This is a genomic window from Herbaspirillum sp. 3R11 (genome assembly GCF_004563925.1).
In the GTDB taxonomy this organism is placed as follows: domain Bacteria; phylum Pseudomonadota; class Gammaproteobacteria; order Burkholderiales; family Burkholderiaceae_D; genus Herbaspirillum.
Map to the genome: position 1 here is coordinate 551,585 of NZ_SPNJ01000004.1, position 23,261 is coordinate 574,845.

15 protein-coding genes are annotated in these 23,261 nt (G+C 62.2%); 5 read left to right on the plus strand and 10 right to left on the minus strand.

Annotated elements, in window-relative coordinates:
• Nucleotides 1-289: 289 nt before the first annotated feature.
• From E4P32_RS19330 to E4P32_RS19340, 3 genes are all read right to left on the minus strand, one after another.
• Nucleotides 290-1,228 carry a dihydrodipicolinate synthase family protein gene (locus E4P32_RS19330; protein ID WP_116435906.1) on the minus strand — a complete coding sequence of 313 codons (939 nt, stop codon included), beginning with the start codon at nt 1,226-1,228 and terminating at the stop codon, nt 290-292.
• 93 nt (nt 1,229-1,321) lie between these two features.
• Entirely contained in the window at nt 1,322-3,589 is a 2,268-nt protein-coding gene (locus tag E4P32_RS19335; protein WP_158559747.1) for a GGDEF domain-containing phosphodiesterase, read from the minus strand.
• A 599-nt stretch (nt 3,590-4,188) separates the two neighbouring features.
• Nucleotides 4,189-5,739, minus strand: a complete 1,551-nt coding sequence (locus E4P32_RS19340; RefSeq protein ID WP_116435908.1) for a methyl-accepting chemotaxis protein — start codon at nt 5,737-5,739, stop codon at nt 4,189-4,191.
• 68 nt (nt 5,740-5,807) lie between these two features.
• Between E4P32_RS19340 and E4P32_RS24155 the strand changes: the two genes are divergently transcribed.
• Nucleotides 5,808-5,975, plus strand: a complete 168-nt coding sequence (locus E4P32_RS24155; RefSeq protein WP_158559748.1) for a hypothetical protein — start codon at nt 5,808-5,810, stop codon at nt 5,973-5,975.
• Between the two features lie 43 nt (nt 5,976-6,018).
• On the opposite strand, the gene E4P32_RS19345 is transcribed toward E4P32_RS24155, so the two are convergent.
• On the minus strand, nt 6,019-6,627 hold the full coding sequence (locus E4P32_RS19345; RefSeq protein WP_116435909.1) for a TetR/AcrR family transcriptional regulator: 609 nt from the start codon (nt 6,625-6,627) through the stop codon (nt 6,019-6,021).
• Nucleotides 6,628-6,833: 206 nt separating this feature from the next.
• Between E4P32_RS19345 and E4P32_RS19350 the strand changes: the two genes are divergently transcribed.
• Genes E4P32_RS19350 through E4P32_RS19360 form a run of 3 tightly spaced genes read left to right on the plus strand, consistent with a single transcriptional unit; the run spans nt 6,834 to nt 11,131 of the window.
• The gene (locus E4P32_RS19350; protein WP_116435910.1) at nt 6,834-8,306 is read left to right on the plus strand and encodes an efflux transporter outer membrane subunit; all 1,473 of its coding nucleotides are present in this window, start codon (nt 6,834-6,836) and stop codon (nt 8,304-8,306) included.
• A 58-nt stretch (nt 8,307-8,364) separates the two neighbouring features.
• Nucleotides 8,365-9,579: an HlyD family efflux transporter periplasmic adaptor subunit gene (locus tag E4P32_RS19355; protein WP_116435911.1), complete on the plus strand. Its 1,215-nt coding sequence runs from the start codon at nt 8,365-8,367 to the stop codon at nt 9,577-9,579.
• A gap of 13 nt (nt 9,580-9,592) precedes the next feature.
• Entirely contained in the window at nt 9,593-11,131 is a 1,539-nt protein-coding gene (locus E4P32_RS19360; protein WP_116435912.1) for a DHA2 family efflux MFS transporter permease subunit, read from the plus strand.
• Nucleotides 11,132-11,201: 70 nt separating this feature from the next.
• On the opposite strand, the gene E4P32_RS19365 is transcribed toward E4P32_RS19360, so the two are convergent.
• From E4P32_RS19365 to E4P32_RS19385, 5 genes are all read right to left on the minus strand, one after another.
• Entirely contained in the window at nt 11,202-11,882 is a 681-nt protein-coding gene (locus tag E4P32_RS19365; protein WP_116435913.1) for a Fe2+-dependent dioxygenase, read from the minus strand.
• 122 nt (nt 11,883-12,004) lie between these two features.
• The gene (locus tag E4P32_RS19370) at nt 12,005-14,329 is read right to left on the minus strand and encodes a catecholate siderophore receptor Fiu (protein WP_116435914.1); all 2,325 of its coding nucleotides are present in this window, start codon (nt 14,327-14,329) and stop codon (nt 12,005-12,007) included.
• A 359-nt stretch (nt 14,330-14,688) separates the two neighbouring features.
• Nucleotides 14,689-16,119: an efflux transporter outer membrane subunit gene (locus E4P32_RS19375; RefSeq protein ID WP_116435915.1), complete on the minus strand. Its 1,431-nt coding sequence runs from the start codon at nt 16,117-16,119 to the stop codon at nt 14,689-14,691.
• Nucleotides 16,119-17,378: an efflux RND transporter periplasmic adaptor subunit gene (locus E4P32_RS19380; protein WP_116435916.1), complete on the minus strand. Its 1,260-nt coding sequence runs from the start codon at nt 17,376-17,378 to the stop codon at nt 16,119-16,121. The genes E4P32_RS19375 and E4P32_RS19380 overlap by 1 nt, the downstream gene beginning before the upstream one ends.
• 16 nt (nt 17,379-17,394) lie before the next feature.
• Complete coding sequence (locus E4P32_RS19385) at nt 17,395-20,625, minus strand: efflux RND transporter permease subunit (RefSeq protein WP_116435917.1); 3,231 nt, start codon at nt 20,623-20,625, stop codon at nt 17,395-17,397.
• A gap of 160 nt (nt 20,626-20,785) precedes the next feature.
• Between E4P32_RS19385 and E4P32_RS19390 the strand changes: the two genes are divergently transcribed.
• Complete coding sequence (locus E4P32_RS19390; RefSeq protein WP_116435918.1) at nt 20,786-21,652, plus strand: oxygenase MpaB family protein; 867 nt, start codon at nt 20,786-20,788, stop codon at nt 21,650-21,652.
• 31 nt (nt 21,653-21,683) lie between these two features.
• Here E4P32_RS19390 and E4P32_RS19395 read toward each other — a convergent pair whose 3' ends face one another.
• Entirely contained in the window at nt 21,684-23,261 is a 1,578-nt protein-coding gene (locus E4P32_RS19395; RefSeq protein ID WP_116435919.1) for a DHA2 family efflux MFS transporter permease subunit, read from the minus strand.

The window sequence follows — 23,261 nt, forward strand, 5'->3', positions numbered from 1 at the left end:
AATTTTCTGTCTGAGGGAAATATAGCCTCAAAGAAACTGGACGGAAGGGAGTGGAGCGATTTAATTAACGCATATCAGGTATTCAACGAATGGATATCGTCGGCGCGACAAGGCTTTGCACGATATTGACGATTTGACATGTACGTAATAACGGAGAACTTCTGTCACGCTACCGTGCATATGTCATGCGCATGTCATCCGTATGTCACGGTTCAAATGAAACGGCCGCGCCTTCTTGTGAAGGACGCGGCCGAAATTGCGATGCAACAGCAGCAGGGATTAATTCTGCTTATTTACCCCAGCGCAGCACCAGCGGATCGAGGCGGCGCGCGATCTTGATCAGGCCTTCGCGCGTGGCAGGGTGCATCGCCGCCAATGGATGACGCACGGCGTCGGACTTGATGATGCCGCCTTCCTTCATGAGGGCTTTGCACGAGGCCAGGCCGCCCTGGCGATTTTCGCAGTTGATCAACGGCAGCCATTCCTGATAGTGCTGCGCAGCCAGTTCGGTGTCGCCGGCCACGTAGGCGTCAAGGATGCGGCGGATGCCGTCCGGATAGCCGCCGCCGGTCATCGCGCCGGTGGCGCCGGCGTCGAGGTCGGCCATCAGCGTGATGGCTTCTTCACCGTCCCAGGGACCGACGATGGCGTCGCCGCCGAGCGCGATGATTTCACGCAGCTTGTTGGCGGCTTGCGGCACTTCGATCTTGAAATAGGAGACGTTGGCGATTTCCTGCGCCATCTTGACCAGCAGCGTCGACGACAGCGTGGTGCCGCTGACCGGCGCGTCCTGGATCATGATCGGGATGTCGATCGCGTCCGATACCGTCTGGAAGAATTCCTGAATGCCGCGTTCGCCGACGCGGATGGTGGCGCCGTGGTACGGCGGCATGATCATGACCATCGCCGCGCCCGCGTCCTGCGCATTACGGCTGCGCTGCGCGCAGATGCGCGAGCTGAAATGAGTGGTCGTGACAATCACCGGGATGCGGCCGGCGACGTGTTCGAGCACGGTGCTGATGAGCGCACTGCGTTCGTCGTCGGTCAGCGCAAACTGCTCGGAGAAGTTGGCCAGGATACAGATGCCGTCGGAGCCGGCGTCGATCATGAAATCGATGCAACGGCGCTGGCCTTCCAGGTCAATGTCGCCGTGGTCGTCGAAAATGGTCGGTGCGACCGGGAAGACGCCGCGATAGACAGGCGTCGGCGCTGGTTTTTTCTTGCTCATTGTTTGTCTCTCTTCAGTTTGATGCGGGCTACGCCTGCTTGTGCTCGGGTGCATGCTTTTGCGGCATCAAAACGGCAGCGGTCGGGGTGAAAGCTACCGACCTTTCAACAATTGATTGACCTGCTGGAACTCCATCGGCGGATAGTAGTAGAAGCCCTGGAAGAACTGGCATCCGATCGCTTTGAGGAATTTTTCCTGCACCAGCGTTTCAACGCCTTCGGCGACGGTGGTGCAGGAAAGAATCTTCGCCAGCGACACCACCGCACGGATAATCAGTTCACTCTTCTCGCTGATACCGATCTGCGCCACAAAAGACTGGTCTATCTTAATACTTTTCGTCGGAAAGCGACTGAGCTTCTGCAAAGAGGAGTAACCGGTGCCGAAATCGTCGATGGTGATGCCGTAACCTTTGGCGTTGAGCGCCTCCAGATGACTGATGGCCAGGTTCTCGTTGCCGACCAGTCCGGTCTCGGTGATTTCGAACTCCAGATGATCGGAACTGACGCGGTATTTCTCGCACGCTGCATTGACCAGGTCGAGCAGATCGGCGCGCACGATGTCGATGGCCGAGAGGTTGATGGCGATCGGCAGGCAGCGACGTCCCGAGTCCAGCGTCTGGCGGATATACCCACACACCTTGTCGACCACGAAAGCGGTGATGAAGTGAATCGCGCCGCTGGCTTCGGCGACGGGGATGAATTCAGCCGGCGAGACGTCACCCAGCGTCGGCGAGCGCCAGCGGATCAGCGCCTCGAGTCCGACGATCTCGCCGTCTTGCGTGACCTTCGGCTGATAGACCAGGCGCAGTTCGTTTTCACGCAGCGCCATCACGATGGATTGTTCGATGCTGAGGCGACGGCGGATCAGCGCGGCCGCTTCGTCGTCGAACACGGTGATGTCCTGAGTGCCGGAGCGGCGCGCCGAATCCAGCGCCAGTTTGCCGCGCTGAATCAACTCGTCGCCGCTGGTTTCGCCCGGGCGCGAGAACGCCATCGCCATCGACACCTGCACCGGATGACGTTCGCCGCCGACCAGCAATTCTTGCGGCAGGCTGCGCCGGATATGTTCGATCTGCGGGATGGCGTCGCGGCTGGCATGGCTGGTCTCGATCGTGAAGCTGAACACCACGCTGCGCAAGCGGGCGATCAGGCTGCCGTCCGGCAGCAACCGTCGCAGCACATCGGCGAAGGCCACGATCAGCGCATCGCCGGCGGCGCTGCCGTGGGCGTCGTTGACGTACTTGATGCTGTCGAGGCGGATCACCACCAGCGCCAGCTGGCGGCGCGGCGACATGGCGTGCAGGTGTTCTTCAAGTTGCCGATGCAGCAGATCGCGATTGGGCAATTGCGTAAGCTGGTCGTGATTACTGAGAAAGGTTTCGCGCTCCTTGCTGCGGTCGAGCGCTTCTTCGATGCGGCGCTGTTGCGAGATATCGCGCAGCAGAACGATGTAGTGCTGCTCGGAAGTAGTTGAGATGTTTTCTATCGCGATCAGGCGGCCGTCTTTGGTGGCGTATTCCTGGCCGCGCTTTAGCGCCAGGATGTCAGCGGCTTTCTCTGCGTCGCCGCGGCATTTGTGCTCCAGCAGTTCAAACAGGTTCGCCTCCCGGCCGCTTTGCGCGGACTTTCCGGGATCGCGGCCGATCAGATTGTCGGCCAGCGTATTGGCCTTGAGGATGCGCGCCTGGGCGTCGCACAGCACGATGGCGCCGCCGGCGTTTTCAAAGATTTCCTGGTATTGGGCATGGCTGCTCTCGAGCTCGCTGCTGGCCGCACGATGTCGGCGGATCGAAGCATCCAGCGCATGCAGCAAGCGAAATACGCCGAGCGGCACGCAGATATTGAAGAACAAGAACAGCAGCGATTGAATGTAGGCGTGCGCATTGGCCAGCGGCGCGGCGAGTCCCGGATAGACCGGCAGCGGCTCATTGCGCAGCAGCAGCATGAACGGAAAGATATTGATCGTCATCAGCACCAGCGCCACGCGCGAACCGAAGAAGATGCGGCCGATCAGCGGCGCCGTGTAGACGAACATGATGCCGTACTTGGCGATGTCGGAGTCGTTGATGAAATACACCATGCAGAATGAAGCGGCATAAATCGTCGCGATCAGGATCGCGCTGCCGATCACCGGTCGCCGCAGCGAGGCCAGCACGGCCAGCGACAGTGCAATGAAGAATCCGACCACGACGACGATGATGTAATAGGCGCCGACCTTGAACGCGTCGATGGCGCTGAGCAGGCCGATGCCGCACTCCAGCAGCAAACCGGACACCAGGATGATGCGCAGCGCGCTCTCTTTCCAGACCGTATTTTCCGCCGCACTCAAGGCATTTTCTTTAAGCAGTAGCCACTGGAACATTGTATTTTTTCTTCGTGTAGGTGTGGTCATGTGGAGCATGCGGAAGCACGTGCGTCGGACGCATGGCTCCCATGACTGCCGTCGGGCACTGGTTCCTGCTGCGCTTACCTTGGCGAATGGCTGAGGAGTGGCATGCCATCGTGATCGCGGGCGGCAGCAGCGCAAGGATAGTGCGTGCGTTGCCGGCGTCATCGGTTTGCCCGGTCGAACCCGGTTGGAAATTCGCTCTGATTGAAACCCCGTTAGTTACTAACAAAATCTAGTCCAATTTCGCATAGTCTCACAAATAATTTCCATTCGGCAATGAGAATTCACACGAGGCGATACGCTTGTCTCATTATCGACTCGCATAGAGGGACGTGAAAGTAATTGAAAATCGGGAGGAAAATCGCTCGCTGTATACCATTGAAGTGGATACACAGTCTGAACGCGAGATGACGTGCGTGATTGTAGACTCGCATTCCTGACAGATACATTACGCGCGGTTCAGACTATAAACATAAAAAAGCCCGCGACGGACGTCACGGGCTTTTTTGGCTTGCCGACCGGGAAACTGCGGCACTTCCTTCCCGGCCCGCGTTGTAGTCGCAATGTCAGCGTCAGCGCCGCAGTTTGAACACGCTGACCACCTGCGCCAGCTTGCCGGCTTGCTCCTGCAGCGACTGTGCGGCGGCGGCGGCCTGCTCCACCAGAGCGGCGTTCTGCTGCGTCACTTCGTCCATCTGCGTGATGGCGCGATTGACTTCTTCGATGCCGGTGCTTTGTTCGGTGCTGGCCGCGCTGATCTCGGCCACAATATCGGTCACGCGCCGCACGCTGGCGACCACTTCCGCCATGGTGGCGCCGGCTTGCTCGACCAGCTTGCTGCCCGATCCGACCTTCTCCACCGAGTCGTCGATCAGCACTTTGATCTCCTTGGCGGCAGCGGCGGAACGCTGCGCCAGGCTGCGCACTTCCGATGCGACCACAGCGAAACCGCGACCCTGCTCGCCCGCACGGGCTGCTTCGACCGCTGCGTTCAGCGCCAGGATATTGGTCTGGAATGCGATGCCGTCGATCACGCTGATGATGTCCACGATCTTGCGCGACGACTCGTTGATCGAGCCCATGGTGTCGACCACCTGGCCGACGACGGCGCCACCCTGTTGCGCCACTTCGGAGGCGGAGACGGCCAGCTGGTTGGCCTGGCGCGCGTTGTCGGCATTCGCCTTCACGGTAGAGGTGAGCTCTTCCATCGCTGATGCAGTCTCTTCCAGTGAGCCCGCCTGTTGCTCGGTGCGGCTGGACAAATCGAGGTTGCCGCTGGCGATTTCGGTCGATGCGGTGGCGATGGTGTCGGTGCCGGTGCGCACTTCACCGACGATGCGCAGCAGGCTGTCGTTCATTGCCTTGAGCGAATGCATGAGCTGGCCGGTTTCATCGTTGCTGTCGGAGCGGATGTCGGCGCCGAGGTCGCCTTCAGACACGCGCTGGGCAATGTCGACGGCTTTGGTAAGGGGCACAGAGACAATGCGTGCGACCCATACCGCGAGCGTCATCGCGATCACCACGATGGTGATCAGCAAGCCGAGGATCCAGCCGCGTGCTTCGTTGAAGGTGTGGTCGGCATCGGCGCTGGAACGCACGGTGCCATCGTCATTGATCTTGACCAGGCTGCCCAGTTGCTCGACCGCCTGACGGAACAGCTTGTTCGATTCGCCCTTGAATTGCAGACGCGCTTCATCCTTCTGGTTGGCGCGCGACAGCTCCATGATCTTCTTGTTCTCGGCAAGATACTTTTGCATGGTCTGTTGGAATTGCGGATAGAGCACTTTCTCTTCCGGTTCGGAGACCATCTGCTCATATGACGTCATGTCCTTGCGAATGATTTCCATGCGCGTCTTCATTGCTTTTTCGGCGTCGTCGTAGTCCTTCTCGTCGGTCGCCAGGATGTGCTGCAACTCCGAAATGCGGAAGCGCGCCATCGACGCCTGCAACTGCAAACCGACCTTGATGCTCGGCATCCAGTTGCTGGCGATATCGGTCGAGGCCCGGTTGACCTTGATCAGTTCGACAATCGAGAAGGCGCCCAGTCCCGCGGTGAGGATGATGACGGCCAAAAATGACAGGACCAGTTTTTTTGCGATTTTAAGGTTGTAGAACCAGCGCATGTGATTGCCTCGACGGAGATGGTGAAAATGGTGCGCAGCTGAAAGGACGCGCAAAGATGGCGTCGTCAATGACGGCATCGTCTCACGATGGTACGCATGCGGGCGCCTTCTTCATCGCTGAAGAAGGCGGTTGTTTACCGTTCATTTTTGCAGGAAGTATGCTCGCAAGGGCCGTGGTTGCTGGCCTGCAAGGTGATTCAGAATTGCCGGCGCAGCATTTTCACACGGCAATGTGATCGGATGATGACGTCGTAACAAGACGCCGGCGGAGCGGTTTGGTCAGACGCCGTAGATGCGGAAGAATGCCTCCAGCGAGCGCTCGACGGACTCCTTGATCTTGGCCGGCGGCATCGAGGTGATTACGCCGAGGATGCGGCCTTCGGCCCACTCCGCTTCGACCAGCACGCGAAACTGGATCGCTGTCAGCCACGGGTCAGCTTCGCGCAGGTCGCCGCGGTCCATGGCCCGTTTCATGAACTCGGAAATCACCAGCCAGCCGCGCTTGGGTCCGTTCTCGTAATACATGCAGCCGAGATCGGAGCGCTCGGCGTTGTAATACAGCAGGCGGCGCACCGCGATCACTTCCGGCGACAGCACCAGGTGCAGGTATTTGTTGGCGAACAGGCGCAGCGTGTCGCGCATGTCGGCAGTGCCGTCATCCTGGATCAGGATGGCGAACAGCGACTCGAACTGCATGCCGGCCTGCTGCTTCATGACCTGCAAAAAGATCTCTTCCTTGGAAGAAAAATAGTTGTACAGCGTCGCCTTCGAACCGCCCAGGCGTGCCGAAATTTCCGCCATGGAGGCGCGATCGAATCCGATTTCGTTAAATATTTCCGCCGCGACATCGATGATCGATTGCCGCCGCTCTTCACTCTTCTTGCGCATGTAATGTCTTTGCCATTGCGGCGAAACCCTTTAACTATCTGGCTCCGCCTGGTTTTCCCCGGGGCTGTTGCTTTTTTGTGCGCTTGCAGCATTTGCGCCACATTGTGCCGTTTTCCGTGCCCCATTTTCCCCTAGTTTTGCTTGACGGTCTTTAAAAGTCAATACTATACTGAACTGTACAGTTTACTTATGAGTGGATTCCGATCATGCAAGTTCCATCGATTTCAGGGGATCAAGAAGCGTCCCGAGTTCGTCCGCCCCGTCTTGCAACGCTGTCGGCGCTGGCCGTCGCCGCCCTGACGCTGGCCGGCTGCGCGCAGTTCTCCGACCTCGGTCCACGCGCCGAACCCAAGGCCATCGACGCCTATCAATCTTCGCAATCGCTGAACGCTGCCGGCATGGTGGCCTGGCCCGACGACAACTGGTGGACCGCCTACGGCGACAAGCAGCTCAACACGCTCATGGGCGAAGCGCTGCGCGGTGCGCCGTCGATGGCGGTGGCGCGTGCGCGTTTGCTGAAAGCCGAAGGCGTGGCGCAGCAACAGGGCGCGGCGCTGTTGCCGCAAGTCAGCGGCAACGCTTCGCTCGATCACATGAAGCAGAGCTATAACAACGGCGTGCCGCCCGATTTCGTGCCGCGCGGCTATAACAACGAAGCCCGTGTCACGCTCGACTTCAGCTACGAAATCGATTTCTGGGGCAAGAACCGCGCCGCACTGGCGGCCGCCACTTCCGAACTTGAAGCCGCACGCGCCGACGCCGCCCAGGCGCGCATCACGCTGGCGACCTCGATCGCCGCCGGCTACGCCGAACTGGAGCGCCTGTTCAGCCAGCGCGACACCTCGCAGGCGGCATTGCAGGTGCGCCAGGAAACCGAGAATCTGTTCGTGCAGCGCCGCCTCAACGGCCTCGAAACCGAAGGCAGCGTCAAGCAAGTGGTGGCGCGCCGCGCGATGGCGGAAGCCGACCTGCTGGCGGTGGACGAATCGATCGCCCTGCAACGCAACAAGCTGGCCGCACTGGCCGGCGCCGGTCCGGATCGCGGCCTGCAACTGGCGCGTCCGGTGATCGACATGTCCAAGCCGTTCAACCTGCCGCAGGAGTTGCCCGCCAACCTGCTGGGACGCCGTCCCGATATCGTCGCCGCCCGCCTGCGCGCCGAAGCCGCCGCCAAGCAGATCAAGGTGGCGCGTGCGCAGTTCTATCCGAACGTCAACCTGAGCGCCTACTTCGGCTTCCAGTCGCTGGGCACCAATCTGCTGACGCAATCGGGCTCCAGCATCGGCAGTTTCGGACCGGCGATTTCGTTGCCGATCTTTGAAGGCGGTCGTCTGCGCGGCCAGTTCCGTTCGGCCAGCGCCAGCTATGACGAAGCCGTCGCCAACTACGACAGCGCCGTCACGCAAGCCTTGCAGGATGTGGCCGACGTCGCCGTCAGCGAACGCGCCTTGAGCGGCCGCCTGGATCGCACCGAAGCAGCTGCGGACGCCGCCCGGGATGCCTACCGCATCGTGCGCAACCGCTACGAAGGCGGCCTCACCAATTACCTCGATGTGCTTAACGCGCAAGACACGCTGCTGACCAACCTGCGCGAGTTGTCGACCTTGCGCTCGCGCCTGTTCGCACTCGACGTGTCGATGGTCCGTGCGCTCGGCGGCGGCTACCAGCACGCCAGCTGAGCGCGCGCCGCACAGCATCGACTCCCTACAGACAAATATATCCACGAAGGAAAACGCCATGTCGCACAGTGACTCCCAAGCCATTCAAACCATCTCCACCGCCGATAGCGCTCCAGGCAATGCGTCCGGCAAGCGCAAGAAGCTGTTCACCATTTTCGCCGGCGTGGTCGCCGTGGTCGCGATCGGTTACGGCACCTACTGGTACTTCATCGGTTCGCGTTACGTGACCACCGACAACGCCTACACCGCCGTGGAAATCTCGCAAGTCACGCCGGCCGTAAACGGCATCGTGTCCGAGGTCAAAGTGGTCGATACCCAATACGTCCACCAGGGCGACGTGCTGGTCGTGATCGACAGCCGCGACGCCACGCTGGCGTTGGCGCAGGCCGAAGCCGACCTGGGTCGTGCCGAGCGCCGCGTGCAGAGCTACTTCGCCAACGACACCGGTTTCGTCGCGCAGGTGCAGGCGCGTGAAGCCGAACAAAAACGCTCCGCCGCGCAACTGCTGTCGGCGCAAGCCGACCTGCAACGCGCCGAGCTCGACCTGCGTCGCCGCGAAGCGTTGGAGAAATCCGGCTCCGTTTCGGGTGAAGAACTGACCAACGCACGCACCACCGTGCTGACCATGCAGGCCAACCTGAAAGCCGCCGAAGCCGGCCGCATCCAGGCCGACGCCAATCGCAACGCCACCGTCGGTGCACAGAAGGCCAGCACTGTGCTGACCGCCAACACCACTGTCGACACCAATCCGGAAGTCACGCTGGCGCGTGCCAAGCGCGACCAGGCCAAGCTGGACCTGGAACGCACCGTGTTGCGTGCGCCCGTGGAAGGCGTGATCGCTCGTCGCCAGGTGCAGGTCGGCCAGCGCGTCCAGGCCGGCACCGCCTTGCTGTCGGTGGTGCCGACCCGCTCCATGCACGTCGACGCCAACTTCAAGGAAGGCCAATTGTCGCAAGTGCATCTGGGCCAGCCGGTGACGATGAAGGCCGACATCTACGGCAGCGCGATTGAATACCACGGCACCGTGGTCGGCGTGGCCGGCGGCACCGGCTCCGCGTTCGCTGTCATCCCGGCGCAAAACGCCACCGGCAACTGGATCAAGGTAGTGCAACGCCTGCCTGTGCGCATTTCGATCGACCGCAAGGAACTGGCCGAGAAACCGCTGAGCGTGGGCTTGTCGATGGACGTCTCGATCGACACGCGCGGCAAGAGCGGTAGTGGCTCAGAAAACACGGCGATGAACTCCTCCGCTGCAAAGTCCCCGACTCTGTAACCAGGCGGCAACCATGTCATCCCATTTTTCCGATGCATCACTAAAGCCGCTCGAGGGCGCGCAGCTGATCGGCGCCGGCCTGCTGCTGGCTGCTGCCAACTTCATCGCGGTGCTCGACACCACCATCGCCAACGTCTCCGTGTCGACCATCTCGGGCGCGCTCGGCGCGTCGTCGAGCCAGGGCACCTACGTCATTACCTCGTATGCGGTGGCCGAGGCGATCACCGTACCGCTGACCGGCTGGCTGGCCAACCGCTTCGGCACGGTGCGCGTGTTCATCACCTCGATGATCCTGTTCGGCGTGTTCTCGGCGCTGTGCGGCATGGCCAATTCGCTGGGCATGCTGATCGCGTTCCGCGTGCTGCAAGGCCTGGCCGGCGGTCCGTTGATGCCGCTATCGCAAACCCTGCTGCTGCGCATTTTCCCCAAGGAGAAAGCGGCGGCGGCGGTCGGCCTGTGGGCGATGACCACGCTGATTGCACCGATCGCCGGCCCGATCCTGGGCGGCGTGTTGTGCGACCAGTACAGCTGGCCCTACATCTTCTTCATCAACGTGCCGGTGGCGCTGATCTGCGGCTACATGGGATGGAAGATGCTCAAGCGCTATGAGTCGCCGCTGCTGAAACTGCCGATCGACAAGATCGGTCTGATCCTCATGATCGTGTGGGTCGCCGCGCTGCAACTCATGCTCGACGAAGGTAAGGAAAAGGACTGGTTCGCGTCAACTGAAATCGTGGTGCTGGCGCTGATCGCGGCAGCCGGCTTCATCGCCTTCCTGATCTGGGAGCTGACCGAACGCAATCCGATTGTCGACCTGCGCGTGTTCCGCCATCGCGGCTACACCGCCAGCGTCACCACGATCTGCCTGGCGTTCGGCGCGTTCTTCGGCGCCACCGTGCTGACGCCGCTATGGCTGCAGGGCTACATGGGCTACACCGCCACGCACTCGGGCGAGACCACCGCGCTGACCGGCATCCTCGCGGTGCTGACGGCGCCGTTCGTGGCCAAGCTGTCGACCAAGGTCGATCCGCGCAAGCTGGTGTTCATCGGCGTGATGTGGCTGGGCGCGGTGACGCTATTCCGCAGCTTCAACACCACCGACATGAGCAACTTCCAGATCGGCTGGCCGCTGCTGATGCTGGGCATCGGTCTGCCGCTGTTCTTCGTGCCGCTGACCGGTCTCGCCCTGAGCAGCGTGGAAGAATCGGAGACCGCATCGGCGGCCGGCCTGATGAGCTTCTGCCGCACCATGTCGGGCGCGATCGCCACCTCGCTGGTCAACACCAGCTGGGAGAACAAGTCGATCTACTACCATGCGGAACTGGCCGGCCTGGTCGATCAGTTCGGCGATACGGTCAATTCGCTGACGCAGGCCGGCATGTCGCTCGACCAGGCGCGCGCCAACATGGAACAGATGCTGCAGTCGCAGAGCATCATGCTGTCGACCAATCACATCTTCATGATGGCGGCGATCTCGTTCGGCCTGGCGGCCGCGGCAGTATGGTTTGCGCCGAAGCCGACGCGGGTGGCGGATACGTCGGCGGCGCACTGAAGCAGTCGACCGGAAAAGAAAAAGGGATGCCGCGACCAAACGGCATCCCTTTTTTCATGTGCGGCGTTCCCTACACTTCAGCCCACTGCCGCAGCAGGTTGTGATAGTGCCCGGTCAGGCCAAGAACTTCTTCGGTGTCGCCGATCTTCGCGCGCAGGCTGGAGATGTTCTGGTCCAGCTCGAACAGCATGCTGCGCTGCCAGTCGTCGCGCACCATGCTTTGCGTCCAGAAGAAGGAGCACACACGGGCGCCGCCGGTGACCGGCTCCACGCGGTGCAGGCTGGTGGATGGATACAGGATCAGATCGCCGGCCGGCAACTTGACTTCATGGGTGCCGTAGGTATCGACGACAACCAGCTCACCGCCTTCGTATTCGTCCGGTTCCGACAGGAACAAGGTCGACGACAAATCGGTGCGGATGCTCAGCGAGGTTCCCGGTACTGCACGCACCGAACCGTCGACGTGCAGCCCGTAATGTTCGCCGCCTTCGTAACTGTTGAACAAGGGCGGGATGGTCGTCTTCGGCAGCGCAGCGGCAAAGAACAGCGGGCTCTTCTTCAGCGCCGCCAGGACGATCTCGCCAAGCTTGATGCCCAGCGGCGAACACTCCGGCAGCTGGCGATTGCGCTTGACCTTCGCGCCCTGCTCGCCGACCGTCGCCTTGCCGTCGACCCAGTCGGCGTCCGCCAGCTGCTGCCGGATGAACGCGACCTCGGCCGCCGTCAGCACTTCCGGAATATGCAGCATCATGATTGCTCTCCAATAAAAAACCCCTCCGTGCGGGAGGGGCCGTGTTTCGTGTTCTTGCCGCGACAGTTGCCCATTATGGACCACGCGCGCGAACCGGCGGCCGGCGCCGGTTCAACGTCACATCAGAACTTGAGGTTGGCGGTCAGCGTCACGGCGCGCGGCGTGCCGGGCGTATAGCGATAGCCGCTCTTGTTGATCGCGGCCACGTAGTCCTTGTTGAAAATATTGTACAGATTCAACTGCAGGTCGAGGTTCTTGTTGACCACGTAGCCGGCCATGCCGTCGAACACCCAGTAGGAGTCGGCGTACTGCGGAGTGCCGCTCAACACGTCGTCGCTGCCGCGCAGCAACGAACTTACGTAGCGCCCGCCCCCGCCGATGGTGAAGCCCTGCGGCAGCTTGTAGGTCGCCCACGAAGTGAAGGCTTGCTTGGGCGTGTAGGCCAGGTTGTTTTCGCCGTTGGCGGTCACCACCGCGCCGCTGTTGACCTTGGTGTTCATGTAGGTATAGCCGGCGGTCAGCGACAGGTTGGGCGTCACTTCGCCGGTCACACCCAGCTCGATGCCTTGCACGGTCTTTTTCCCGGTCTGGAAGTACTGGCCGGATGTCGCGTCCAGCTCCACCTCGTTGTTGACCTCGGTGCGATACAGGGCCGCGGTCAACGCCAGCTTCTTGTTCAGCACATCCCACTTGGTGCCGATTTCCGCGGTCTTGGTTTTTTGCGCCGCGAAGTTCGGATTGTCGGCGCTGTTGGCAGTGGCGCTCAAGGCGAAGCTGTTACCGCCCGGCGGCAACTGCGACGTCGCATACAGCGCATAGACGCTGCTGTTCTCGGTCGGCTTGTAGATGCCGGCCAGCTTCCAGTTGAACAAGTTGCCGTTGGTGCTGAAATTCTGGCGGAACAGCGTACCCGCCGCCACACCGGTCGGACAAAGCGTGCCGCGTCCGGAGGTGACGCACTTGTAGCCGCTGGCGGAATCGGTATCGTAGTGGTCGACACGCACCCCGCCATTGACCGACCAGCGATCATTGAACTTGAGGGTATCGAAAAGGTAAGCCGAAACCGTGCTGGTTTTGCCGGACGAATTCAAGCCGGCGTTCGGCGTCATCGCCCAGGTCCCGCGCCCGGCGTTGGGATTCGGATTGTACAAATTGGCGGCAGGCAAGGCCCCGCTCGTGTCGTAGCCGACGTTGTCCTGCTTCTCCTGCGTGAACTCAACTCCGCCCATCAGCGTGTGCTTGATGGCGCCTGTCTGCAGGTTGGCAGTGAGATAAGTCTGGTTGGTCAGGATGGTGTTGGTCTGGTCCTTGATCGTCGGATTCGAACGCGCGATGGTCCAAGTCGACCGATCAGCGGGATTCGGCGTCACCAGATTGGCGGCGCTTCCCATGAAGGAAGTCAGCAGGTAGTTCTGGTGGGTTCTGCCGTAACGCGTGGTGTTCTGCAGCTTCACATCCGGCGAGAAGTCATGCTCGACGCGCAAGGTCACGCGGTCCGTGGAGACGTCGTTGTAGTCGCTGGTGAGGCCATAGAAGTTCGACGAATTCACCCGGGGGGCACTGGTCACGTAGGCACGTGGCGGGATGGCTGGGGTGGCGCCGGCAGCGGCTGTTTGCGGGCTCCGATAGCCCGGCAGACCGATCGTCGGGACGCCGCCGTCGGGCACGTCGTTCTGTTCCATGTGCAGGTAGTCGAGGAAGATGCGGGTGCCGGTACCGAGGCCGTTGGCCAGCGAAGCCGCAATACCGCTGTGATCGTTGTTGACTTCATGGCGACCCGGCACGCCGCTGTCCTGCTTCATCAGGTTCAGGCGCAGGGCGGTGCCGTTGTCGGCGTTGAGCAGCTTGTTCCAGTCGGCGGTGGCGCGCTTCTGCCCCCAGCTGCCGTATGTGGCCGAGGCGCCGAAGGAGTCGTTCAATTCCGCCTGCTTGGTGACCAGGTTGATCGATCCGGTCGGCGAGCCGCGGCCGTTGTCGGTGCCGGCCGGCCCCTTGAGGACTTCCACCTGCTGGATGTTGAACATGTCGCGCGAGACCGAACCGAGGTCACGCACACTGTCGACGAAGATCGCGCCGGAAGCGTCGAAACCGCGCATGTAGATGGCGTCACCGGTGCTGGTGGAGCCGTTCTCGCCGAGGTAGAAGGTGCTCACGCCGGGGCTGTTGCGCAATGCTTCGGTCAGTGTAGTGGCGTTTTGCTGGTCGATCAGCTGGCGCTTGATGACTTGCAAGGTTTGCGGGGTGTCGACCAGCGGCTGGGTATATTTGGCGGACGAAGCACGCTCCGCCTTGTAGCCGCCGTCCTGCGTCGCAGTCACTTCGACACTGGGCAATTGCGATTGCTGGGCGTGAGCGGCAGCCGGCAGCAGAAGCGCACCGGCGATCGCCGCCGTCATCCTGGTATTGAAGCGCGGCTGCGCATGTTTGCGATTTTTTATGTAGGCCATGAACGGAACTCGTAGTAAAAGTTTCGAGCTGGCTTACATCTGCGATACAGAACTCAGAGTTGGCTGGCGACGGAGGGATGAATTGTTTTGCGTACCGATGGCTCGGCTTATTCACTCGCGTTGGCGGAACGGAAACCGCTGCGCCAGGGGATGTTCACAAAGAACAGTCAGGAGATGAATCTGCAATGCTTTCGCTGGGATTAATTCTAATTGATAATCGTTATTATTTGAATTAACTGTTACCATTCCGCAACACTTATCTGCGTCACGTAAAGTGTGGGCAGGTGTCCGTCCGGCCCCAAACGTGACGAAACCGGCGACCAGGCCGGTTTCGAAGGATGCGTGATTCGCGGCGGCCGCTATTTGAGGGCCAATGGCGCCTCCGGCCAGTCGCCGCCCAAGGCCTTGATCAGGAACACCGACGTCAGCATGCGCTGCCCCAGCAATTGCGCCGCCTGGCGTTCGCTGTTGAGCAACGACTGCTGCGCCGAGATCACATCGAGGTAAGTCGACACGCCGCCTTCATAGCGGCTGTTCGCGAGATCAAGTACGCGCCGCGCGCTGACGATGGCCGCCTGCGCTTGCGTGTAGGCGCGGTCCAGTGCGGCGACGCCGGTGATGCCGTCTTCCACTTCCTGCATCGCGGTCAGCACCACACGCCGGTAAGAGGCCACCGATGCTGCATAGCCGCCCGTGGCAAAGTCGACGTTGGCGCTGATGCGGCCGCCGTCGAAAATCGTCTGCGCCAGCGACACGCCGAGCGACCACACCACACTGGGCGCGTTGAACAAGGTGTCGATGTTGCGGCTGTCGACGCCGTACGACGGCGCCAGCATGATGCTTGGATAGAACGCCGCCTTGGCCACGCCGATCTGTGCATTGGCGGCGGCCATCGCGCGTTCGGCCGAGGCGATGTCGGGACGGCGTTCCAGCAGATCCGACGGTACGCCCAGCGGCACTGCCGGCGGCGTCATCGGCACCAGTTCCGGCGCCAGCGAAAACAGCGGCGCCGGCGTGCCGACCAGGGTGGCGATCGCGTGTTCGTATTGCGCGCGCGATTTGCGCAGCACGTCGACCTGGGTCAGTGTGGTGTCGAGCAGCGCCTGTTGCTGGGCGACGTCGAGGCCCGAGGTGGCGCCCAGATCATGGCGCGAAGTCGCCAGTTCCAGCGCCTTGCGTTGCAATGCGATCGAGCGCGACAGCACGTCGAGTTCGACGTCCAGTTCGCGCAGATTGAAATAGTTGCCGGCCAGGTCGGCGCTCAGCAGCAGCCGGGTGTTCTCGAAATCGGCGGCCGACTGTTGCGACGAGGCGCGCGCGCCTTCGACGTTGCGCTGCACGCGACCGGCCAGGTCGACTTCATAGTTGACGTTCAGGCCCAGCGCAAAATCGTTCTGCACCGTGGCGAAGTTGGGCGAATTGTAATTGGTCAGCGGGCGATTGCCGGCGATACGCAGACGCGATGCGCGCGTGCTGACGCCGACTTGCGGATACATGCCGGCAGAGGCGACGTTGGCCGAGGCGCGCGCCTGCGTCAGGCGCGCGGCGGCGATGGCGAGGGTCTGGTTGCCGTCGATCGCCTGCTGCTGCAAGGCGTTCAGCTTGGCGTCGCCGAAGCGTTCCCACCACGGTCCCTTGGCCTGCTCATCAGCGGGCGTACTTTGCCGCCACGGCGCATCGAGCTGCCAGGTCACCGGCATGTCGACGTCAGGCTTGCGATAGTCGGGACCGACGGCGCAACCGGCCAACGTCGCAGCCACGGCAACTGCAATGACAAGTGGACGCAGCATCACGACTTGGCCTTTTCTGCAGCCGGTTTACCTTCTTTATCCTTAGGTGCGGCAGTCTCGGCGGCGACCGACACTTCATCGCCTTCGGCCACGGAGTCCGACGGATTGAGGATCAGGCGCTCGTCGCCGTTGATGCCTTCCAGCGCTTCCACGGTCTGGCCGAAATTGCGGCCGAGCTGCACACGTTTGAGACGGATCTTGTTGCCGGCATCGACCGATGCCACCATCGCGCCTTCACGGCGGAACAGCAAAACGTCGGTGGAGACCACCAGCGCGCCGCTCGGCTTGAGCGGCAGGGCCACCTGCACGAAGGCGCCCGGCATCAGCGCGCCGTCCGGATTCGGCAAGGACACTTCAACCTGCATGGTGCGCGTGGTGGTGTCGATCGAGGCGGCGGTGCGCGCCACCTTGCCGTCGAACTTCTGGCCGCGCAATTCGGTCTGCGTGACGACCACTTTCTGGCCCTGCTTGATCAGGTTGGAATACGACTGCGGTACGTTGATATAGACGCGCAGCGGATCGGTCTGCGACAGCAGGAACAGTGCGCGTGCAGCGCCGCCGCCTGCGCCCGGATCAACCAGATCGCCGACGTCGACGTTGCGGCGCGTGATCACGCCGGCGAACGGCGCGACGATGCGCTTGAAGCCTTCCACCTGGCGCAGGCGTTCGACGTTGGCGTCGGCGGCGGCGAGGTTGGAACGCGCTTGCGAATAGCCGCTGCGGCGTTCTTCCAATTCTTGTTGCGAGACCGCATCCTTCTTGCGCAGCGCTTCCCAGCGATCGACGGTGCTCTTGGCCAGCTCAAGACTGGAAGCAGCCTGCTGGCGCGCGGCCACGGCCTGCGACAGTTGCTGGTCGATTTCCGGCGTGTCGAGTTCAGCCAGCAGCTCGCCCTTTTCGACGCGGGCGCCAATGTCTTTGTGCCAGCGTTTCAGGTAGCCGCCGGCGCGCGCCGAAATCGGCGACTGCACATAGCCTTGCAGGGTGCCGGGCAGCGACAGCGTCTGGGTCGCATCGCTGCTCTTGGCGACGGCGGTCTTGACGTATTGCTTGGCGCGCTCAGCGGTGCCGGCTTCCAGTTCGCGTGCGTTGAACACGCGGCTGATCACGGTGCGCGCGGCGCCGACGGCCAGCAGAATCAGCAAGACGATGACGATGATGCGCGTGCGGCGCACGATTTGCTGGCGTTTCAACAGCTCTCCAGCCTCACCCGGGTCGAGGGGATGGATGCCGAGTTGGGAATGACGTTCTTGCGACATTGCTTCAAATCTCCTGTTACGGCTGCTGAGGCTGAGGCGGCTGGTCGGCCGGTCCGTGCCCGTGTTGCTGGCGCGCTTCTTTGCGGCGCGCCAGTCGTTGGTGAACGCCCGCGAAAACGACGGGAACGAAGAATAAAGTAGAAATGGTGGCGAAGATCAGACCGCCGATCACGGCGCGTCCGAGCGGCGCATTTTGTTCCGCGCCCTCACCCAGGCCGAGCGCCATCGGAATCATGCCGATGATCATCGCCAGCGCCGTCATCAGCACCGGCCGGATGCGCGTGGCGCCGGACTCGAGCGCGGCGGCCAGCGGCGTGGCGCCCTCTTCGCGGCGCTGGCGGGCAAACGAGACGATCAGAATACTGTTGGCGGTCGCCACCCCCATGGTCATGATGGCCCCGGTCAGCGCCGGCACCGACAAGGTGGTGCCGGTGATGAACAGCATCCAGGCGATGCCGGCCAGCGCGGCAGGCAAGGCGGCGATGATGATCGCCGCATCGATCCACGACTGGAAGTTGACCACCACCAGCAGGTACACCAGCACGATCGCCATCGCCAGGCCGACGCCGAGGCCGATGAACGACGACTGCATGGTCTGCACCTGGCCGCGCACGACGACCTGGCTGCCGCGCGGCAGTTTCGGACGCATTTCTGCAACGAGTTTTTCAACCTTGCCGGCAACGCTGGCCAGGTCGGTACCCTGCACGCTGACGTAGACGTCGATGGCCGGCAGGATGTTGTAGCGCGAGGAAATCGCCTGCTGGCGGGCCGGCTTCACTTCCACCAGATTGCCCAGCAATTGCGTGTTGGTCGGTGCGCCGGTTGCGGTGGCAGCGCCGCCTGCGCCGACCGGGATGTTGAGCAGCGCATCGAGTGAATCGACACGATATTGCGGCGACTGCACGGCGACGTTATAGACCACGCCGTTCTGCGGATTGAGCCAGAAGGCCGGCGTCGTCTGCGAGCTGCCGGACAGCGCGATCAGCACGTTCTGGCCGACGTTGGCGGCGGACAGGCCGAACTGTTGCAGGCGCGTGCGATCCATCTGCATGTCCAGCGCCGGACCGTCGAGGCGTTGATGCACGTGAGCGTCGACCGCGCCGGGAACCTGACGAATCTGCTTGGTCAGCTGGGCGGCCAGCTCGGCGTTCTTTTCCAGGTTCGGTCCGGTGAACTGGACGTCGATCGCAGCCGGCAGACCGAAGTTCAGGATCTGCGTGACGATGTCGGCCGGTTGGAAGAAGAACTCGATGCCGGGGAAGCGCTTGGGCAACTCGGCGCGCAACAGGCTGACCAGTTTCTCGGTAGGACGATGGTCCTCACGCAGCGACATCAGGATTTCACCATCCAGTGTGCCGATGGTGCCGGCGTTGCTGTAAGAAAGGTTGATACCGCTGTTGGCCACGCCGATGTTGTCGAGGATGGTTTCCAGCTCGTCGGCCGGGATCATTTCGCGGATGGCGGCTTCAACCTGGTCGGCGGCGCGCGCGGTTTCCTCGATGCGGGTGCCGGTCGGCATGCGCATGTGCAGACGGATCTGGCCGCCGTCGACGTTGGGGAAGAAGTCGCGGCCGAGGAAGGGATACAGCAGGCAAGACAGCAGACAGAAGCCGAGGAAGGCCAGCGCGAAGCGACGCCGGTGCGACAGCAGCGACGACAGCACCAGCGTATAGGCGCGGCGCACATGTTCGAAACGGCTGTCGAAGCCGCGGTACAGGCGCTGCAGCAGGCTAGTCTTGCCGCCGCTGCTTCCACCCTCGGCGCCGTGGACGCCGCCCATCAGCAACATCACCAACGTCGGCACCAGCGTGCGCGACAGGATGTACGACGCCGCCATCGCGAACACCACCGCTTCGGCCAGCGGCACGAACAGGAAGCGCGCCACGCCCGACAGGAAGAACATCGGCACGAACACGATACAGATACACACGGTCGAGACGAAGGCCGGCACGCCGATTTCACCGGCACCGACGATGATCGCGTCATGCAGCGGCTTGCCCATGTGCATGTGGCGCTCGATGTTTTCAATCGTCACGATGGCCTGGTCGACCAGGATGCCGACCGAGAGCGCCAGGCCCCCCAGCGTCATCAGGTTGAGCGTCTCGCCGAGCATGTAGAGGATCAGGATCGAGGCCAGGATCGACAGCGGGATCGTCAACGCGATGATCAGCGTGCTGCGCCAGTTGCCCAGGAACAGCAGCACCATCGCCGCAGTCAGGCCGGCGGCGATGAGCGCTTCGGCGACCACGCCCTTGACCGCAGCTTTCACGAACAACGACTGGTCGAACAGCGGCGTGATCTTGACGTCGGCCGGCATGGTCTGCTGCGCTTGCGGCAGCAGCGCACGCAGGTTGTTGACGATGTCCAGCGTGGAGGCGCCGCCGTTCTTCAACACCGACAGCAACACGCCGCGCACGCCGTCCTGGCGCACCACGTTGGTCTGCGGCGAGAAGCCGTCGCGCACGTAGGCGACGTCGCGCAGGTAAGTGGTGGCGCCGTTGCTGGTGCGCACCGGCAGGTCATTGAGGCCGGCCACCGCTTCCGGCGAGCCGTTCATCTTGACCGTGTATTCGGTGGCGCCGAATTTGGCGGTGCCGGATGGCAGGATCAGGTTTTGCGTATTGACGGCGTTGACCACGTCGACCGGTGACAGGCCGCGCGCCTGCAGCGCCTGTGTATCGAGATCGACCGAGATCAGGCGCGTCTTGCCGCCGTAAGGGAACGGCACGGCGACGCCGGGAATCGTGATCAGTTGCGGACGCAGCGTGTTGATGGCGGCGTCGAACAGCGTTTGCTCAGGCAGCGTCGGGCTCGACAGCGCCAATTGCATGACCGGAATACTGGAGGCGGAATACTTGATCACCAGCGGCGGCGTGATGCCGGGAGGCAGCTGGCGCAGTTGCGACTGCACCGAGGCGACCGTCTGGGCGATGGCGTTCTGGATATTGGCGGTCGGCTGGAAGAACACCTTGATCACGGCGACGCCGGCCAGCGATTGCGATTCGATGTGTTCGATGTCGCTGACCACGGTGGTCAGGCCGCGCTCATTCTGGGAGGCGATGCGCTGGCCCATTTCCTGGGCGGACAGGCCGTTGTAGTTCCAGATGATGCTGATGACCGGGATATTGATTTCCGGGAAAATGTCCGTCGCCATTTTCATGAGCACGAGCGGCGTGGACAGCACGATCAGCATCGCCATCACAATAAAGGTGTAAGGGCGACGCAGCGCCAACTCGACCATTGACATGTACTTAGGTTCCCTGAAATAAGACTTTTATTATACTCAGAATAATTTGCCTGAAAGCCACTACTCTGGGGCTGTTTGCCCCTTTTCTGCTTATTTACCACGCTTCTGCAGCTAACTGACAAAAGCCTTACCATGGGCGTCCCGCCCAGCGAAAAGTCCCATGGAAGCCCTGCGTACCCGCATCGAAGCCAGCGTCATCAGCATCAGCCGTCCACCCGGCAGCCCCGACTTCCGGCTGCCCAAGGGCGATCCCGGCCTGTTCGGTCCGGATTCGGCCTGCTGGCAGGTGCACAGCGACTTCACCTCGATGCTGATCGGCGGCGTCAGTGCGCTGTTATTGCAGATGCTGCACCCGTTGCCGCTGGCGGGCGTGTGGGATCATTCCACATTTCAGCAAGACATGCTTGGCCGCCTGCGCGGCACCGCGCAGTTTATCGCAGGAACGACGTTCGGCAGCAACGCCGACGCCGAGCGCCTGATCGAACGCGTGCGCCGCATCCACGCCAATGTACGCGGTGTCGCGGCAGACGGCCGCGCCTATTCAGCCGATGATCCGGCGCTGTTGACCTGGGTGCATGCGGCGGAGGTGTGGTGCTTCCTGCGCGCGTACGTGCGCTATCGCAATCCGGACTTCAGCCTGGCGATGCAGAACCGCTACCTCGATGAAATTGCGCTGGTCGCCGAGAAGCTCGGCGCCGTCAACGTGCCGCGCAATCTGCAGGACCTGGAGAGTTATATCGAGAGCATGCGCCCGCAGTTGCGCTGCGAAGAACGCACGCTCAAGACGGTGGAGCTGGTATTGAATGCGCCCGCGCCGAATGCGCTGGCGTTGCCGTTCACGCGCCTGATGACGCGCGCCGGCGTGGACTTGCTGCCCGACTGGGCCAAACAGCAATTGGGAATGAAGCCGTTGCGGCCGCTGCAGCGGGCACTGCTGCAGCATGCCGTCGGCATCGCTGCCAAGCCGGTGCGCTGGGCGGTGCGTCAGAGCTCCGCCCAGCTGGCGCGTGAGCGCATGGCCGGCTGATCCGGATTAACGCATCGACTAACGACCCGACTTAGTGCGCGTCGGCGGACGGCGCTTTCGGCGGCGCCACTTTGTGCATCAACGGAATCAGCACGATCGCCACCAGGAAACACACCATCACCGCCAGGAAGGCATCGGCGAAAGTCTGCGTCTGCGCTTCGCGCATGGTCAGCTTCCATAATTGCTGCAAGGCGCCGGTCGGCGCGCTGCCGCCGTCGAGTCCCCATGCCAGCATGTTGGCGCCGGTGTTCTGCAGCAGATTGTTCATCGATTCATTGGCGCTGTTGAGATGTTCCGCCAGGCGCAGGAAATGCAGGTTGGTGCGATCGTTGAGGATGGTGCCGCACACCGCAATGCCGATCGCGCCGCCCAGGTTGCGCATGAGGTTGAACAAACCCGAAGCCTGCTTCAGCCGCTCGGGCTTGAGCGCTCCCAAGGTCAGCGTCACCACCGGCGCCACCGCGAACTGCTGCGCAAAACCGCGCAAGGCCTGCGGCAACAACAGCTCGCGCCAGCCCCAGTCGTGCGTGATCGGCGTGAAGTTCCACATGCTCAGTGCGAAGCAGGCCATGCCGAACATCATCAGCCAGCGCAGATCGACGCGCCGTCCCAGATAGGTATAGAACGGAATCGCACAGATCTGGAACAGGCCGGTCGCGAAGATGGCCAGGCCGATGTCGAGCGCACTGAAGCCGCGTACGTGCGCCAGGAACACCGGCGTCAGATAGACCGTGGCGAAGATGCCGATGCCGGTGACGAAGGAGAAGAAACAGCCGAGCGCAAAGTTGCGGTCCTTGAGCGCGCGCAGGTCGACCACCGGATTCTCGAACGCCAGGCTGCGCCAGATGAAGCCGACGCCGGCGACGATGGAAATCCACACGGTGGTCCTGATGACGTCGTCGCCCAGCCAGCCCAGCCGCGGTCCTTCTTCCAGCGAATATTCCAGACAGCCGAGACTGGCCGCCAGCAGGATCATGCCGAGATAGTCGGCGCCCTTGAGCAGCGACAGGTTCGGCTTGTCGATGCGCACCAGCATCGGCACCACCACTGCGACGAAAATCCCCGGCACCAGGTTGATGAAGAACAGCCAGTGCCACGAATAGTTGCTGGTGATCCAGCCGCCAACGGTTGGTCCCAGCGTCGGCGCCAGCGACGACAGCGCACCGACGGTCGCCGCAGCGATCACGCGCTGATGCCCGGAGAAATAGAAGAACGCCGAGGTGAACACCATCGGGATCATCGAGCCGCCGAGGAAGCCTTGCAGCGCGCGGAAGAAGATCATGCTGTTGATATCCCACGCCAGGCCGCACAGCATGCTGGCGATGGTGAAGCCGACCGCCGACGCGCTGAACAGCCAGCGCGTCGACATCACGCGCGCCAGCCATCCGGATAGCGGAATGACGATGATCTCGGCAATCAGGTAACTGGTCTGCACCCATGCGGTTTCATCAGCGCCTGCCGACAGGCCGCCGCCGATATCGGCCAGCGAGGCCGAGACGATCTGGATGTCGATCAGGGCGATGAACATGCCGACGCACATGGTGGCGAAGGCGAGGATCTTGGCTTTTTGCGTGAGTTCGGCAGCGGGTGCCAGAGCAGCGGCGCTCAT

Excerpts from the sequence above, each read along its gene's own strand:
- E4P32_RS19385 (WP_116435917.1), bottom strand. The coding sequence starts at position 20,625 with ATGTCAATGGTCGAGTTGGCGCTGCGTCGCCCTTACACCTTTATTGTG.
- E4P32_RS19360 (WP_116435912.1), top strand. The coding sequence starts at position 9,593 with ATGTCATCCCATTTTTCCGATGCATCACTAAAGCCGCTCGAGGGCGCG.
- E4P32_RS19355 (WP_116435911.1), top strand. The coding sequence starts at position 8,365 with ATGTCGCACAGTGACTCCCAAGCCATTCAAACCATCTCCACCGCCGAT.
- E4P32_RS19395 (WP_116435919.1), bottom strand. The coding sequence starts at position 23,261 with ATGAGCGCCGCTGCTCTGGCACCCGCTGCCGAACTCACGCAAAAAGCC.
- E4P32_RS19350 (WP_116435910.1), top strand. The coding sequence starts at position 6,834 with ATGCAAGTTCCATCGATTTCAGGGGATCAAGAAGCGTCCCGAGTTCGT.
- E4P32_RS19375 (WP_116435915.1), bottom strand. The coding sequence starts at position 16,119 with ATGCTGCGTCCACTTGTCATTGCAGTTGCCGTGGCTGCGACGTTGGCC.
- E4P32_RS19330 (WP_116435906.1), bottom strand. The coding sequence starts at position 1,228 with ATGAGCAAGAAAAAACCAGCGCCGACGCCTGTCTATCGCGGCGTCTTC.
- E4P32_RS19345 (WP_116435909.1), bottom strand. The coding sequence starts at position 6,627 with ATGCGCAAGAAGAGTGAAGAGCGGCGGCAATCGATCATCGATGTCGCG.
- E4P32_RS19335 (WP_158559747.1), bottom strand. The coding sequence starts at position 3,589 with ATGTTCCAGTGGCTACTGCTTAAAGAAAATGCCTTGAGTGCGGCGGAA.
- E4P32_RS24155 (WP_158559748.1), top strand. The coding sequence starts at position 5,808 with ATGACGGCATCGTCTCACGATGGTACGCATGCGGGCGCCTTCTTCATC.
- E4P32_RS19390 (WP_116435918.1), top strand. The coding sequence starts at position 20,786 with ATGGAAGCCCTGCGTACCCGCATCGAAGCCAGCGTCATCAGCATCAGC.
- E4P32_RS19370 (WP_116435914.1), bottom strand. The coding sequence starts at position 14,329 with ATGGCCTACATAAAAAATCGCAAACATGCGCAGCCGCGCTTCAATACC.
- E4P32_RS19340 (WP_116435908.1), bottom strand. The coding sequence starts at position 5,739 with ATGCGCTGGTTCTACAACCTTAAAATCGCAAAAAAACTGGTCCTGTCA.
- E4P32_RS19380 (WP_116435916.1), bottom strand. The coding sequence starts at position 17,378 with ATGTCGCAAGAACGTCATTCCCAACTCGGCATCCATCCCCTCGACCCG.
- E4P32_RS19365 (WP_116435913.1), bottom strand. The coding sequence starts at position 11,882 with ATGATGCTGCATATTCCGGAAGTGCTGACGGCGGCCGAGGTCGCGTTC.